Source organism: Haloferula rosea (assembly GCF_016595525.1).
In the GTDB taxonomy this organism is placed as follows: domain Bacteria; phylum Verrucomicrobiota; class Verrucomicrobiia; order Verrucomicrobiales; family Akkermansiaceae; genus Haloferula; species Haloferula rosea.
The window spans coordinates 67,049-81,609 of sequence record NZ_JAENII010000002.1; the positions used below are offsets into that span (position 1 = coordinate 67,049).

The 14,561-nt window shown below is 61.7% G+C and carries 10 protein-coding genes; 6 read left to right on the plus strand and 4 right to left on the minus strand.

Annotation, left to right across the window (positions count from 1 at the left end; genetic code table 11):
• Nucleotide 1: 1 nt before the first annotated feature.
• From JIN81_RS02380 to JIN81_RS02390, 3 genes are all read right to left on the minus strand, one after another.
• The gene (locus tag JIN81_RS02380; RefSeq protein WP_200275942.1) at nucleotides 2–763 is read right to left on the minus strand and encodes a tetratricopeptide repeat protein; all 762 of its coding nucleotides are present in this window, start codon (nucleotides 761–763) and stop codon (nucleotides 2–4) included.
• A 79-nt stretch (nucleotides 764–842) separates the two neighbouring features.
• Nucleotides 843–1,421, minus strand: coding sequence for a nicotinate (nicotinamide) nucleotide adenylyltransferase (gene nadD, locus JIN81_RS02385; RefSeq protein ID WP_200275944.1), 579 nt, complete (start codon nucleotides 1,419–1,421; stop codon nucleotides 843–845).
• Entirely contained in the window at nucleotides 1,418–2,164 is a 747-nt protein-coding gene (locus JIN81_RS02390; RefSeq protein ID WP_200275946.1) for an AraC family transcriptional regulator, read from the minus strand. The genes nadD and JIN81_RS02390 overlap by 4 nt, the downstream gene beginning before the upstream one ends.
• Nucleotides 2,165–2,276: 112 nt before the next feature.
• On the opposite strand from JIN81_RS02390, the gene JIN81_RS02395 reads away from it, so the two are divergent.
• Nucleotides 2,277–5,798, plus strand: a complete 3,522-nt coding sequence (locus tag JIN81_RS02395) for a proline dehydrogenase family protein (RefSeq protein WP_234044417.1) — start codon at nucleotides 2,277–2,279, stop codon at nucleotides 5,796–5,798.
• Nucleotides 5,799–5,906: 108 nt separating this feature from the next.
• Here the strand turns inward: JIN81_RS02395 and uxaC are convergent, their stop codons facing one another.
• Nucleotides 5,907–7,307 carry a glucuronate isomerase gene (gene uxaC / locus JIN81_RS02400; RefSeq protein WP_200275950.1) on the minus strand — a complete coding sequence of 467 codons (1,401 nt, stop codon included), beginning with the start codon at nucleotides 7,305–7,307 and terminating at the stop codon, nucleotides 5,907–5,909.
• A gap of 335 nt (nucleotides 7,308–7,642) precedes the next feature.
• Between uxaC and JIN81_RS02405 the strand changes: the two genes are divergently transcribed.
• The 5 genes from JIN81_RS02405 to JIN81_RS02425 all read left to right on the plus strand — a co-directional run bounded on the left by JIN81_RS02405 (nucleotide 7,643) and on the right by JIN81_RS02425 (nucleotide 14,558).
• The gene (locus JIN81_RS02405; protein ID WP_325100829.1) at nucleotides 7,643–8,680 is read left to right on the plus strand and encodes a DHH family phosphoesterase; all 1,038 of its coding nucleotides are present in this window, start codon (nucleotides 7,643–7,645) and stop codon (nucleotides 8,678–8,680) included.
• Nucleotides 8,677–9,411 carry a tRNA pseudouridine(55) synthase TruB gene (gene truB / locus JIN81_RS02410; RefSeq protein ID WP_200275954.1) on the plus strand — a complete coding sequence of 245 codons (735 nt, stop codon included), beginning with the start codon at nucleotides 8,677–8,679 and terminating at the stop codon, nucleotides 9,409–9,411. Before JIN81_RS02405 ends, truB begins: the two co-directional genes overlap by 4 nt.
• Before the next feature lie 55 nt (nucleotides 9,412–9,466).
• Nucleotides 9,467–10,384 (plus strand): bifunctional riboflavin kinase/FAD synthetase, encoded by a 918-nt coding sequence (locus tag JIN81_RS02415; RefSeq protein WP_200275956.1) that lies wholly within the window; start codon nucleotides 9,467–9,469, stop codon nucleotides 10,382–10,384.
• 116 nt (nucleotides 10,385–10,500) lie between these two features.
• Nucleotides 10,501–12,981 carry an Amuc_1098 family type IV pilus outer membrane protein gene (locus tag JIN81_RS02420; protein WP_200275958.1) on the plus strand — a complete coding sequence of 827 codons (2,481 nt, stop codon included), beginning with the start codon at nucleotides 10,501–10,503 and terminating at the stop codon, nucleotides 12,979–12,981.
• Nucleotides 12,982–13,025: 44 nt separating this feature from the next.
• Nucleotides 13,026–14,558 carry a hypothetical protein gene (locus JIN81_RS02425; RefSeq protein WP_200275960.1) on the plus strand — a complete coding sequence of 511 codons (1,533 nt, stop codon included), beginning with the start codon at nucleotides 13,026–13,028 and terminating at the stop codon, nucleotides 14,556–14,558.
• Nucleotides 14,559–14,561 lie beyond the last annotated feature (3 nt).

The following is a 14,561-nucleotide window of genomic DNA, read 5'->3' on the forward strand; positions in this document are numbered from 1 at the left end:
CTTACTCGGCGCCTTCCCCGATGTCGCCACCGTAGAAGCTCTTGATGTAGCCGAATTCCATCAGCGTATCCTTCCAGGGAGCGATCATGTTGGGGTTCCGGAAGATGCGCCCGGCACGTGCGAGGGCGATTTCGGCCTCGACCTCTTCACCTTGTTGGAAAGCCAGCGCGGCTTCCGCATAGTAGGGGAAGGGAGAGTCGTCCAAATGGTCATGACGGCCGGCGATTTCCTTGGCGGCATCCATGTCGTTGAGCTTGATCTTGCAAAGGAGCAGCTTGAACTCGACCAGGCGACTCATCTGCAGTTGCCGTTTGTCTTCGTCCATCATGGGGAGAATCCGCTCGAGGTAGCGTTCGCAGTCCTTCCACTCCTTTTTGACAAAGTGGACTTCGGCGATGTTGAAGAGGACGTTCGGGTTGTTCGGAGCCAGCGCGTTGGCCTTCTCGAAGTGCTTCATCGCCTTGTCAAAATTGCGGAATTCGACCTGGCAGGCACCGAACATGTTCTCGACGTCGGGTGAGTCGGCGAAGATCGACTCGGCATTCTTGAGTTCCTCGACCGTCTCGAAGATCCGCTTCTGTCCGAACAGTTCGCGGGCCTTCGTGAGGTGCTCGGCGAACTTTTCGCGACGATCTTCCGGGAGGTTCAGGTAATCCTGCTCCCACTTCTGCAGATTGGGTTTGTCTTCGTTTCCGCTGTTCTGAGCGAATGCGGGGACGGCAAGAGCCAGCAGGGTGACGGCGAGGAGAGATTGGATTTTCATGGATCGAGGAAGATGTTCGGAGGAATCTAGGCGGTTTCCCGTGGATGGGCAAGCGAGGGCTTTCGTGGGAAGTAAGGCGCTAGGACTGGTAGAGCTGGTGCTTGATGATCAGTTCCTCCACGCCTTGGGGCAGCCATTCCGTGGGGATCTTCCCGATGCGCGCACCGTCCCGGATGGCGGACGACGAGGCGGGTTGGTCGCCATGAATGGGGTGCATGCGCCAGCCGTCCCGCGGCTCCGGCGGGGCACCGCGGGAGAACACGATGAATTCAAGGAGCTCGCAGAGCTTTTCGGGTTCTCGCCAGCGCGGGAGCGACTCCCACTGGTCGGTCCCGACCAACCAGAACAGGCGGCTGTCGGGCTCCTGGTGATGAATGCGCGCCGCGGTCTTGCAGGAGTACGATGGCGGAGGTTGGTGAAGTTCGGAGTCGTCGATGGTGGCCCAGGGAAGGTTCGCCAAGGCGACCTTGAGCATTTCCAGGCGCACGTCGGCCGGGGCCGGTGGATGGTCCAGCTTGTGCGGTGATACGCGGCAGGGGATGAATCGGACTTCATCGAGATCCAGTGCCTCAACGGCCTGTCGGGCGATCTCAAGGTGACCACAGTGGATGGGATCGAAGCTTCCTCCGAACAGAGCGACTTTTCTGGCTGGGATCATTTTTCCTGAAGGCTGCGGGCGTGTTCCCGAAAGGCGGCGGGTGGCATCCCGACGGTGGCGCGAAACTGCCGGGTCAGCGCGGTCTGGTCCCCATACCCACAGTCCAGGGCAATCTCGGCGATGGCGCGTCGGGTGGTGCGAAGCTGGTCCGCGGCATGGGCGATCCTGATCTTGCGGACGAACTGGGCGGTCGACAGGTGGAAGACTTTCTTCATCCGGCGGTCGAGTTGGGTTGGAGTCAGCCCGGCGATCTCAGCCAGCGTCTGGCTGCGCAGTTCGGAGTCGAGGTGGTTGCGCACGTGGTCGGCCACCCGGGCGATGCCGGACATTTCCAGTTCACCCGCTTCCGGGGTGCGCAGGTCACGGGACACGGAGGCGAGGCCGATGATCTCTCCGGAGCGGTCCTTCAACGGCACCTTGGTTGCAAGGTGCCAGCCGCTTCCTCCGCGTCGCTTGGTCACCAACTCGAGTTCGTTGACCAGGGATTTGCCGGTGGTGAGGACGTGCTGGTCCTGACTCTGGTAGGTGGCGGCGAGTTCCGCGGGGAAAAAATCCTGAGCACGCCGATGGAGCAGTCGCGAGCCATCCTTCAGCCCCAGTCGCTCGGCGAATGCCCGGTTGGCGGCCCGGTAGAAGCCGTCCCGGTCCTTCATGCAGAAGAGCACGTCCGGGAGCACGGCGAATAACGACTCGCAGAATCCAGGCGAGTCGATGCGATCCAGAAAGTCCCGGTCAGCGGCCATGACGTGAGACAAAAGCAGGCCGGTGAGGCCTCGGCAATCCCCGCCTTCTGACCGCAACCGACGGGGAGACTGTCGATTTCGGTCAAGACCCCAGGGTGTATATTCGTAGGCTATGGAGATCGGCAAAAAACGTCTGACCAAGGTGCGCGAATCATCAATGACCCATCGGGAACTGGCATTGGAAGCCGTGGAGCTTGCTCGTGAGCTTCTGGAAGCCGCCAGTCGGGGACGGCGGGTTTCCGAGCGGATTCAGTCCCACCAGCTTGCCGCCATGATGGATGACGGACCGGGGAAGGCATTCACCTTTGCCATGGCGGACCAGGTTTTCCGCCCCCCCAGTGCAGTGCGGCAGGCGCGGCGGTTCCGCGATCTTGTCGACGACTACGGGGCGCCTGTTTACCTGCCGACACCAGCGAGGGTGGCGATGAAGGCTGGAGAGTTGGCGTCCTGGGTGGCTCCAGATCTGGTGATGCCCCAGGTCGCCGGGCAGCTACGCCGCGAAAGCGCATCGGTCATTCTCCCTGCCGAGCCTGAAGAACTCAACCGGCATGTCGCCAAGCGCCGGAAGGCGGGAATGCGGTTGAACCTGAATCAACTGGGGGAAGCGGTGCTCGGGGAAGGGGAGGCCGCCAAGCGGTTGAATGCGAATCTGGAACGACTGGAGGACCCGAATTGCGACTACATTTCGGTCAAGTTCTCGGCCATCTACAGTCAGATCCACGCGGTGGGTTTTGAGGAAACGCTGGTCGAGCTGAAGCATCGCCTCCGTTTGCTCTACCGGGCGGCGATGAAGAATCCGTCCAAGGACGGAGCTCCGAAGTTCGTGAATCTCGACATGGAGGAATACCGTGACCTCCGCTTGACCTGCGATGCGTTCCGCCAAGTACTGGAGGAACCGGAGTTCCACGGCCTGGAGGCCGGGATCGTGCTGCAGGCCTATCTTCCGGATGCCTGGTCGGTGCAGAAGGAGCTGATCGAATGGGCGAAGACCCGGGTCGATGCCGGGGGTGCCGGAATCAAGATTCGCTTGGTGAAGGGAGCCAATCTGGCGATGGAGAGGGTGGATGCCGAGGTCCATGACTGGGCGCTCGCACCCTACGGCAGCAAGCACGAGGTGGATGCGAACTTCAAACGCATGCTCCATGAAGGCTGCAAGCCGGAGAATGCGAAGGTCGCCCGCCTCGGGGTGGCGAGCCACAATCTGTTTGATGTCGCCTACGGGCTCCTGTTGAGGGCAAGCGAAGGGGTTGAGGAGCAGGTCGAATTCGAGATGTTGGAGGGGATGGCCAATCATCAGGCTCGTGTCGTCCGGGATGTGGCAGATGGCTTGTTGCTGTATGCGCCGGTGGTCCGGAAGGAAGACTTTCCGAGTGCCATCGCCTATCTCGTGCGTCGTCTGGACGAGAATACGTCACCGGAGAACTTCCTGCATGATCTCTTCGGCATGAAGCCGGGGGATGCAGCGTGGGAGCGGCAGAAGCAGCGGTTTTTGCAGGCGTGCGAGGCGATCGAGTCGACAGGCTACGGGCCGAACCGCCAGCAGGATCGCTCGACGGAAGCCCCCGCTTCTCTCCCGTTGGACCATCCGTTCCATAATGAACCGGACACTGATTGGTCGCTGTCGGCCAATGTCGAGTGGATCCGGGATAAGGTCGAGGCCATGAAGGCGGGGGAGGTGGAGCGAATCCCGCTTCAAGTCGGCGGACAATTCGAGCAAGGGGCGGATGAGACCGAGGTGGCGGATCCTTCGCGCCCGGGAGCCCCCGCCTACAGTCATGGGCTTGCTGATTCTACCGGGGTGCAGGAGGCGCTGGACTGCGCAGTGGCGGCAGGTGCGGCGTGGGACGCGCGCGGGATCGATGAACGGAGCCAGGTTCTGGCGGCAGTGGCGGTCGAATTGGCGGAGGTGCGGGGTGAAGCGGTGGCTGCGATGGTGATGGATGCCGGAAAATCGGTGATGGAGGGCGACGTCGAAGTGAGCGAGGCCGTTGATTTCGCAAACTACTACGCCCGTAGTCTCAAGGATCCGGGGTGGTTCGATGGATCGGACATGGAACCGGTCGGCGTGGTGGTGGTGACGCCCCCGTGGAACTTCCCCTTCGCCATTCCTTGCGGAAGCGTGCTGGCTCCGCTGGCGGCGGGATGCACGGTCATTCTCAAGCCGGCTCCAGAGACCGTGCTGTCCGCGTGGGTGATGGTCAACGCGCTATGGAGTGCCGGGATTCCCAAGGAGGTTCTCCAATTCGTGCCATGTCCGGACAATGAAATCGGGCGCTCCCTCGTCACCGATCCACGGGTGGGTGCCGTGGTGCTCACGGGGGCGTATGAGACGGCCCGGATGTTCCTTTCCTGGAAAACCGACATGCGCCTGCTGGCCGAGACGTCGGGGAAGAACGCGCTGATTGTTTCTGCCGCGGCCGACCCGGATCTTGCGGTGAAGGACCTGGTGCGGAGCGCATTCGGGCATGCCGGTCAGAAGTGCTCGGCGGCATCGCTGGGTATCATCGAGGCCGAGGTCTATGACGATCCGGATTTCCGCCGCAGGCTGAAGGATGCGGCGGAGTCGCTGAAGGTCGGGCCTTCGTGGTCGTATGACTGCATGGTCACACCGGTCGTCAGGCCTCCTGGCGAGGAGTTGCACCGCGCACTGACCACTCTGGACGCGGGGGAGTCGTGGCTGTTGGAACCTCGAATGATCGACGGCAATCCATGTCTGTGGTCACCGGGCATCAAGCTGGGTGTAGAGCCCGATAGTTGGTTCCGGCGGACCGAGTGTTTCGGGCCGGTGCTGGGACTGGTGAGGGCGCGCGATCTCGATCACGCCATGGCCATTCAGAATGACTCCGAGTTCGGGTTGACCGGCGGGATTCATTCGCTCGACCCTGCTGAGGTCGACGAGTGGCGCGAGCGTGTGGAAGTCGGGAATGCCTACATCAACCGTCCGATCACCGGCGCGATCGTGCAGCGTCAGCCATTCGGCGGTTGGAAGCGGTCGAGCTTTGGTCCGGGGGCGAAAGCAGGAGGCCCGAACTACGTGGCCCAGTTCGGCCGCTGGAGAGACGCTTCGGAACCCCAATTTCGCAGTGGTCTCAGCAAGGACGTCGAGGAATTGCTCAAGCAGATGGGAGACGAGTCCTTGGTGCCCGCGGCTGAGAGCGACGCCTTCTGGATGAAGCGGGAGTTCGGGATCGATCACGACCCGAGCGGACTTCGCTGTGAGCGCAATGTCTTCCGTTACCGGCCGATTCCCCGCGTGCTGCTTCGCGCTTCAAATGAGAAGGACCTCGCCCGGATGTGCTTGGCAGCCTCGGTCGCAGGTTGCGAGGTCGAGCTCTCTTTGGATCCATCAATGGCTCGTCCGAGTTGGACCAAACGATTCCCGATATGGAGTGAGTCAGAGGCGCAGTTGGCGGACCGCTTGCGCGCCGGAAGACATGGGCTGGGTCTGCTCCGTTGCGACCAAGTGGGAGCGAAATTGGTCGAGTCGGCACTCGATGAGGGCATTCGTTTGGTGTCTGGCGCTCCGGTGATGAACGGAAGGGTCGAAATGACTGCGTGTTTCTACGAGCAATCGGTGTCTGAGACCCTACATAGGCATGGATCAGTATTGCCCACCGCCGAAGAGCTGGCATAGTTCTCGCGCTTCGCCTCGGTGCGGGGTCGGGTGATCTGGGGGGAGAGCTCGATTTCTGCCCGGGGCGAAGTCTTTTATTTTCAAGGCTTCGCCCCGCTTTTTTGAGCCTTAATCCTGATTAAAATGACGCTCTGCGTTCTCGGATGAGACATGGCGGACCAGATCGGCCAGCGCATCAAAATCCTCCGGCAACTCGCCCCGATCGGCCTCTGAACCGATCAAATTGCACAAAATCCGGCGAAAATATTCGTGTCGTGGGAACGAGAGGAACGAGCGCGAGTCCGTGAGCATGCCGACGAAGCGGGAAAGTAGTCCGGTGCTTGAAAGGGCATTCAGTTGCATCTCCATCCCTTCCTTCTGGTCCATGAACCACCAGCCGGAGCCGAACTGGATTTTCCCGGCCACGCTGCCGTCCTGGAATGCACCGCTCATCGCGGCGAAGAGGTAGTTGTCTGCCGGGTTGATGTTGTAGAGCACCATCTTCGGCAGGGCATTCTCGGCGGCGAGGGCGCCGAGGTAGTTCACCAATCCGGGACCTTGTTGGAAGTCGCCGATGGTATCGAATCCGCTGTCGGGTCCGATCTTCTCGAATCCGTTAGGGTTGGTATTCCGGAATGGCCCGAGGTGCAGTTGCTTCGTCCAGCCGCGGGAGGCATCGAGTCGTCCGAGGAAGAGCAGGAGATAGAAGCAGAACTTCTCCTTGTCCTCCGGCGAGGCTGCCTGACCACTCCGTGCGTTTTCGAAAATGATGGCGGCATCCGCGTCGTCACAACGAACTGCCGGACAGGCATCGAGCCCGTGGTCGGAAAGCCGGGCGCCAGCTTCGTGGAAGTCGTCGTGACGCTTGTGGATCGCGGTCAGCAGATCGCCGAGCTGGGTGATGTCGTGGTCGGTGACGGCTTCGAGTCGATCGACCCACTCATTGAATACCGCGGGATTGTCGACGGTGAACACCTTGTCCGGGCGGAAGGTCGGCCGCACGGCGATCCCGAGGTCACTGTTCGTGATGGCTTCGTGGTGCTCCAGCGAGTCGACCGGATCATCGGTGGTCCCGACCATCCGCACGTTGCACTTCTTCATCAAGCCACGCGCGCTGAAATCCTCGTCGAGCAGCCGTTCGTTGGCCCGCTGCCAGATCTCATCGGCTGTCTCAGGGCTGAGGAGCAGGTCGATGCCGAAGAAACGCTGAAGCTCGAGATGCGTCCAGTGGTGAATCGGGTTGCGCAGGGCGCGGGGAATGGTCGCCGCCCAGGCCTGGAATTTCTCTTCGGGCGAGGCGCTGCCGGTGATGAACCGTTCGTCGACGCCGTTGGCTCGCATCAGGCGCCACTTGTAGTGGTCCCCACCGAGCCAGATCTCGCTGAGGTTCGACCAACGCTGGTCGTTGGCGATTTCATCTGCTGGAAGGTGGCAGTGGTAGTCGTAGATCGGCAAGCCATCGGCCACTTCGTGGAAAAGGCGCTTGGCGGTCGGCGAGTAGAGAAGGAAGTCCCGGTCAGGATAAGGCATGGGAAAGCTCACCACAGGCACGCCCAGGCAATCAAGCGAAGTTGTCTGACAGATGGGTTGTCGTTAGAGCGCTTGCTTTGGGGTCCGCCTGATTCGAGCGTGGGGATGGCGTCGACCATCTGGCAGGCTTGGTCCTCGTTGTATTACGGATGGGGAGGCATGGACACTTCGCCCCAGACGCCGACGCCGTCATAGTAGGATGAGCCGTGCTGTTCACGCTGGGTGACTGCTGGGTTCGCAAGCGAACCTGAGACAGAATCTTGCACGTCCGTCCGGTCAATCTGGTGGCCGGACGGGTTCCGGGAGGCTTTGTCCTTGCCTGAGCGGGGTGCATCGTGAGAATCCGCGCCCCCCGACGGGGAAGCGTCCTTATGGAAACCGAAGAACTCATCGCCGGGATCGGCCGCTGGATTCAGGAATACGATTCCTTTGTCCTGCTTAGCCACGTGCGTCCTGACGGCGACGCGATCGGTTCGCAGATTGCCCTCGGTTTCGCGCTGGAGGCTGCCGGCAAGAAGGTGCGCCTGATCAACGAGGATGGATTACCCGGCAATCTGGGCTTCATGAGTGGATCGGACCGGATTGAAACCCCACCTGCCGAGCCCATCGAAACCGATGTGGTGATCGCACTGGATACGGCGACCCAACCCCGTCTGGGTGAGCGATCCTTGGCGGCGGTGGCCGGTTGCAAGCGCTGGATCAACATCGACCACCACAAGTCGAATCCCGGCTACGGGGACTTTCCGTTGATCGATGCGGGGAGTCCTGCGACCGGTCAGATCGTGTATCGCCTGATTCGTGAGTTCGATCTGCCGATGCCGGATGAGTCGCGCGACGCCATTTATGTGGCGACATCGACGGATACCGGATCATTCCAGTATCCGAGCACGAATGCGGAAACTTACGAAATGGCGGCCGATCTGATCCGCCGGGGTGCCGATATCGGCACGCTCAACTCACAGACCTACAACAGCCATCCTCTGCGCCGGGTTTCGCTGATGCGCGCTCTGCTCAATACGATGGAGCTCGTATGCGACGATCGCGTGGCCTACTGGTCGCTGACCCGGGAGGTGATCGATGATCTCGGCATCAAGCCGGAGGACAGCGAAGGCCTGATCGACATCATCCGGGGGATCGACACGGTCATCGTTGCGATCTTCTTCGAGGAGCTGGCGGACGGGAAGATCCGGGTGTCGATGAGGTCGAAGGACCCGCGGGCCGACGTGTGCCGGATCGGCATGAAGTTCGGCGGTGGCGGGCATTCGCTGGCGGCGGGAATCCGCATGCCGGGGCCCATTTCCGACGCCCGGGCGAGGCTGCTGAGCGTCGTGGAGGAGGAAATTTCAAAGATCGAGAACGAAGCAACAACATGAGTCATCCCAATCCTGTTTCCGGTGTTCCCAGCGGCGTGCTGCTGGTCGACAAGGCCCCTGACATGACGTCCCATGACGCCGTCGCGATCGCGCGTCGGTCACTGGGTACGAAGAAAATCGGTCACTGCGGAACGCTGGACCCGATGGCCACCGGGCTGCTGATGCTGGTGATTGAGCGCGGGACCAAGATCCAGGACCTCCTGATGAGTGAGGACAAGGAGTATGAAGGCACCCTGACGCTGGGGGCTACGACATCGACCCAAGACAGGCAGGGCGAGATTCTGGAGGAGAAGGAAGTCGGCGACTTGAGTGACGAGCAGGTCGATGAGGCATTCGGCAAGTTCACCGGTGCCTTCGAGCAGATTCCTCCCATGGTTTCGGCGATCAAGAAGGACGGTGTGCCGCTCTACAAACTCGCCCGCAAGGGCAAGGTGGTGAAGCGTGATCCGCGTCCGGTCGAGGTCCACGACTACGAGATCCTTCGTACTGAGCTTCCCGAGGTGGATTTCCGGGTCAAGTGCTCGAAGGGGTTCTACGTCCGGACGTATGCCCACGACATCGGTGCCGAACTGGGTTGCGGTGCACACCTCAGTGCGTTGCGGCGCACCCGCTCCGGGAAGTTCACCCTCGACCGTGCGGTTTCGGTCGAGACCCTGAAGCACGGCGATCGTGAGGACCTTTTCAAGGCGATGATCAGCCTCGCTGAGATCTCGCTCATGCGTGGCGCTTGAGCCGATCGAAAACTCCGGCTTGGCCCCGGGCCCGACAACGGGGCATGGTTTCCCCGTGAGGCGCCTGACATCCATCCACCAACTCGAAGGCCCGGTGCATTTGGCTCTCGGGGTGTTCGATGGGGTGCATGTCGGGCACCAGGCGGTGATCGAGCGGGCGGTGCAGGCGGCTGCCGCGGAGGGGGGGCGTGCCGGTGTGCTGACTTTCGATCCTTACCCTCTGTGGGTGCTGGCACCTGAGAAGGCGCCGAAGCGATTGCTGGCCTCGCTCGACCACAAGGCGGCGATCCTTGAACCGATGGGAGTGGATTTCCTGTTGGCGGTGCCCTTCGATGAGGAAAGGGCGCGGGTGGAGGCAGTAGATTTCGTCCAGGAACTGATTGATGCCGGGACCCGGACGCTTGCCGCGGGCGAGGATTGGAGATTCGGCTACAAGAGGGAGGGCGACCGAAATCTGCTGCGTTCGCTGTCTGATCAGCTGGGTTTCCGTTTCGAAGCGGTGCCTCCGGTCATGGTCGATGGGGAGCGGGTGAGTAGTACGCGGATCCGCCAAGCGGTCAGGGATGGGAATCTGGATGCGGCGGCGAGGATGCTGGGGCGGCCCTACACGGTGGCTGGACGGGTGGTCGAGGGGCAGAAGCTCGGTCGGCAACTGGGATTTCCCACGGCCAACCTCGAGCGCGGCGACGAACAGTATCCGCCCGACGGAGTCTGGGCGGTGCGCGCGATGGTCGGGAGGGAATGCCACCCGGGGGTGGCGAACCTGGGGAATCGACCCACGGTGCCAGGGGACGAGCGGACGCTTGAGGTCCACCTGCTCGACGGAGAGAGGGATCTGTATGGCGAGATGATGGAGGTGGAGTTCATCGCCCATTTGCGCCCGGAGCAGAAATTCGACTCTCTGGAGGCCCTGAAGGCGCAGATTTCACAGGATGTCGACGCCGCCAAGGGGCGTCTGGCTGGACTCCACTAACGGACACCGGCGAATGAGGTAAACACCTTGTGGTTACGGGGTGGAAATCAGGGAAAATTCCCGGATTTTCGGCTTACGCTTGGGACGATCGGTCCCTATACATCCCCAAAACCCGAATGCGTTTGATCGAACCTTCGTCCCCATTTTCAAGGCGGCCTCTGAGGCTGCTGCTGACCGCCGCCCTGATGGTGCCGCCTGTGCTGCATGCCCAGAGTTCCTCTTCGGACCTGGCGAGAGCCGAGCTGCAGCGTCGGGCCAACGCTGTCTCCGAAGCTCAGGAACTCATCAAGCAGGGCGACGAGGCCTATGAGGCGGCTCGCTATGCTGAGGCCTCAACGGCTTACCGTGGTGCGCTTGACTTGATGCCTGCTGGTGCTCCGGTGATTGCAGCGCAGCGGGAGGCGACCCTTCAGCGCTACGTTCAGGCTTCGGTCGAGGAAGCAAAGGAACTGCGCCGATTCGGCAATCTCGAAGCGGCCAATGCAGCCGTCGAGCGTGTGCTGGTCGATGACCTCGCACCTGACGCGCCGGAGGCCCTGGCCATGCGCGAGCAACTCGCCGACCCGATTCGCACGAATCCAGCGAGTTCCCCCGAGCATACGGCCGACATCGAAGAGGTGCGTCTGCTCCTCTACAAGGCGGATGGTGCGTTCATGCTCGGCAAACTGGATGAGGCCAAAGCCGTTTACGAGGATGTGCTCCAAGTGGACTCGACGAACTCCGCCGCACGTCGCGGCATGGAGAAAGTCGCAGCCGCAAAGTCCGACTACTACCGGGCGGCCTACGATCAGACCCGTGCCGAGATGCTCTCCATGGTCGATGCGGAGTGGGAATTGTCCCTGCCTCCCGTGGGTGACCTCGGCACCGCCGGTGACTACCGGACGAATGTCGACACCTCGACCTACATCGACAAACTTTCGCGGATCGTCCTGCCGATCGTGGTGATGGACGATATCACGCTGCCTGAGGCGATCGACTTCATCCGTCAGCGTGCCATCGAGCTGGATACCTTTGAATTGGACCCTGCCAAGCGGGGAATCAACATCGTGCTCGACCTCGGCGGACCCGACTCGGAAGTCGGGAATCGAATCCGTGAGAAACGATTCAACCTGAATCTCCGCAACGTGCCATTGAAGGAGCTGATCGGCTACCTGACCGAGGCGACCGGCACGGTTGCCTTGGAGCAGCCATTCGCTCTAGTCCTCCGGCCCGCCGGTGCGGATTCGCCGGACATGGTGGTCAAGACCTACCGTGTGCCCCCGGATTTCCTCACCTCGGGAGGAAGCGGCGGTGACGACGGCGGTGCGGACCTTGACCCATTCGCCCAACAGCCTGACCAGGGTGCACTTCCACGGCGTCTGACCGCTGAGCAGGTCCTGAAGGATCGGGGGGTGAGTTTCCCGGAGGGGGCATCCGCCAACTTCAACGCCGCTACGAGCACACTTCGGGTGCGCAATACGATGACGAATCACTCGCTCGTCGATCAGGTCGTTGATCTGCTGGCGAATGAAGAGCCCACGGCCGTGATCGTCGACGTGAAGATGATCAAGACCACCCAGTCCCGGCTGGAAGAACTCAGCTTCGATTGGCTTCTCGGTGATTTTGGCTTCGGGAGTGAAGGCGGGGTTCCAGGCGTCAACAAAGGCTTCCTGACCGGCGGTACGCAGGGCAACGGCGGCGACCTCGGGGATATCCCGGTGCCACTCGCGTTTGCGAACAGCGCCAGACCGGTCACCGCAGGGAACCGGAGTGGTCCGGGCGCCATTGCGAACAACTCCATCGACGATTTGCTTTCAGGTGGTGGACGGGGCTTTGGCGCTTCGAGCGCACGAGCTCCGGGTGCGCTCTGGGTGAATGGACAGTTCAACAGCACCCAGGTCTCGATGCTGATGCGTGGTCTCGACCAAAAGACCGGCATCGATCTGGCAGCCGTGCCATCCGTGACCACCCGCAGTGGCCAGGCCGCTTCGGTGCGTGTCACACGCGAGTTCATTTACCCCACGGAGTACGAACCGCCTGAACTTCCCAACCAAGTCGGCGGGACGCTCGTCGATCTGGATACCGGCGAGTTGGTCGACCAGGACGTTGGCATTGTGCCCGTGACTCCGGCGACACCGACCTCGTTCGAGATGCGGGAGGTCGGGATCGTGCTCGATGTGCTTCCGACCGTGAGTCAGGACAAGAGCTACGTGGACATTAGTATCAAGCCCGACATCACGGACTTCGATGGCTTCATCAACTACGGAACTCCCATTCTGGCCGGTCAGACCACCACGATCAACCCGAACCCGGTCAATCTGGGTGGTCTGTTCCAGACATCGGACGTGGTCATCACGCCGAACGAGATCCTGATGCCGGTCTTCTCGAAGATCGGCACGGAGACCTCTCTCACCGTGGCGGACAAGGCGACGGTCGTGATCGGTGGCCTGTTGGAGGAACGTTCGCAGAACGTGGAGGACAAGACTCCCATCCTCGGCGACATCCCCGTGGTCGGCCGGCTCTTCCAGAGCAAGGCGTCCAGACCCGTGAAGACCGCCATCATCTTCCTCGTCACGGTCCGGGTGGTGGATGGTGCCGGTCGTCCGTTCAATCCGTAATTGGAAGCCGGGCTATCTTGCCTGCTTCTCCATCTTGATTTCGCATGTCCGACTCCGACCAGGAGAGCTACTCGCTCGATGAGATGATGAACCGCCTGCGATCGCAGGGGGAGCAAGCCGCCGAAGGGGACGAACGTCTGGTCACCCGACCGGACGGCACCCAAGTGGTCAAGGTGCGCAAGCGCAAACGCCGTTCGCACCAACCCCACAAGGAAGAGGAAATGAAGCGCCGCAAGCGCAGCCTGGTCGTTGCGGCTCTGGTGTCCGTGGTGGTCGTTTCCCTCGCTCTCGGGATCTTTGGCTGGGTGCTTTACCTGAATGGCTCGGGGTATCGCGATCAGGTGGTGGCTCGCGTGGAGCAGTGGACCGGTGCCGAGGTGGAGATGAGATCGTTCCGCGCCACCCCGGTGAGCGCCGCTGCGGATCTGATGCAGCTCTCATGGCCCGAGACCAGTCCGGTGGCGCGTATGAAACTCAATGCCGTTCGCGGCGACCTCCGTTTGAGCAGTCATTTGAGTGGCACCTGGAGGGGGGAGCGCATGGTGGCGGGGTCCGGTGAGATCGTGCTGCGGGCTGCTGCTGCCGCGGGTGAGGAATCGACGACTTTGGTGGACGAGGAATTGCCCTTCCAGTCGCCCATGCAGGTGTCACGACTGAATGTGGTGTTCGGCGACGGCGAAAGGGCTGCTCTGGCTCTCCGCGAGACCCAGGCACTCATGACGGTGCCGGATCCGGCGCTGCCATCATCCAACATCATTTTTGAAGGTGGCACGACGCGCCTTGGTCGATGGGGATTGTTCGAAGTGGATTCGGCCTCGTTGAGCTTGTCCTCATCGGGGGTGCGGCTCGGGAACCTGCGGCTCGGATCGGAAGCCGCCCCGGAAGCCGTGATCCGCCTGAGCGGCGAGAATTTCCCGGACATCGCGGTCCGTGGCGGACCTACGGTGCTGGGCCTTGAGGTCAGGGAGATTCCGTCCGCACTCCTGCTTGGACCCAGCATGGGGACATTGATCGAGGGCCGATTCGAGACTCCCGACGGGGACGATTCCAGTCGCTGCGAGCTGGATGTGACCAACCTGGAAACCCTCAGGATTTCCGGTGCAGTGCACAATACTAAGGCCACTTCGCTCAAGTTGTTCCGACTCCAGATGTTCGATGCACTTGCCGAGATGATGGACAATCCCCGGTTTACCCAACCGCGGTTCGAGAAGCGCTCGAGCTTGCGGTTCGAACGCACCATGACGGGAGTGAGACTCAGTGAGATCAACCTGGATTCCGATGGCATGCTGCGTCTGCGCGGCGAGATGAGCGAGGCCAATGGCAAGCTCTCCGGGGCCCTTCAGGTCGGTATTCCGGAGATCCTCATGGCGGCGGCGCCGTCCCGGGAAGTCCCGCTGGTTTTCCGCGAAAGCAGCCAAGGCTATCGCTGGTGCACCGTCCGGCTCTCGGGGACGACCTCCAAGCCCGTTGATGACCTGGCCAGCCAGTTCCAGCAGGCGAGAGAGGGGAGTTCACCCACCACGACTGGAGCCCGCGGCCTCGACGATGAGTTCCGCGACCTCACCACGCCGGAGTAGTCC

Excerpts from the sequence above, each read along its gene's own strand:
- JIN81_RS02425 (WP_200275960.1), top strand. The coding sequence starts at position 13,026 with ATGTCCGACTCCGACCAGGAGAGCTACTCGCTCGATGAGATGATGAAC.
- truB (WP_200275954.1), top strand. The coding sequence starts at position 8,677 with ATGAGTCATCCCAATCCTGTTTCCGGTGTTCCCAGCGGCGTGCTGCTG.
- JIN81_RS02390 (WP_200275946.1), bottom strand. The coding sequence starts at position 2,164 with ATGGCCGCTGACCGGGACTTTCTGGATCGCATCGACTCGCCTGGATTC.
- nadD (WP_200275944.1), bottom strand. The coding sequence starts at position 1,421 with ATGATCCCAGCCAGAAAAGTCGCTCTGTTCGGAGGAAGCTTCGATCCC.
- JIN81_RS02420 (WP_200275958.1), top strand. The coding sequence starts at position 10,501 with ATGCGTTTGATCGAACCTTCGTCCCCATTTTCAAGGCGGCCTCTGAGG.
- uxaC (WP_200275950.1), bottom strand. The coding sequence starts at position 7,307 with ATGCCTTATCCTGACCGGGACTTCCTTCTCTACTCGCCGACCGCCAAG.
- JIN81_RS02395 (WP_234044417.1), top strand. The coding sequence starts at position 2,277 with ATGGAGATCGGCAAAAAACGTCTGACCAAGGTGCGCGAATCATCAATG.
- JIN81_RS02380 (WP_200275942.1), bottom strand. The coding sequence starts at position 763 with ATGAAAATCCAATCTCTCCTCGCCGTCACCCTGCTGGCTCTTGCCGTC.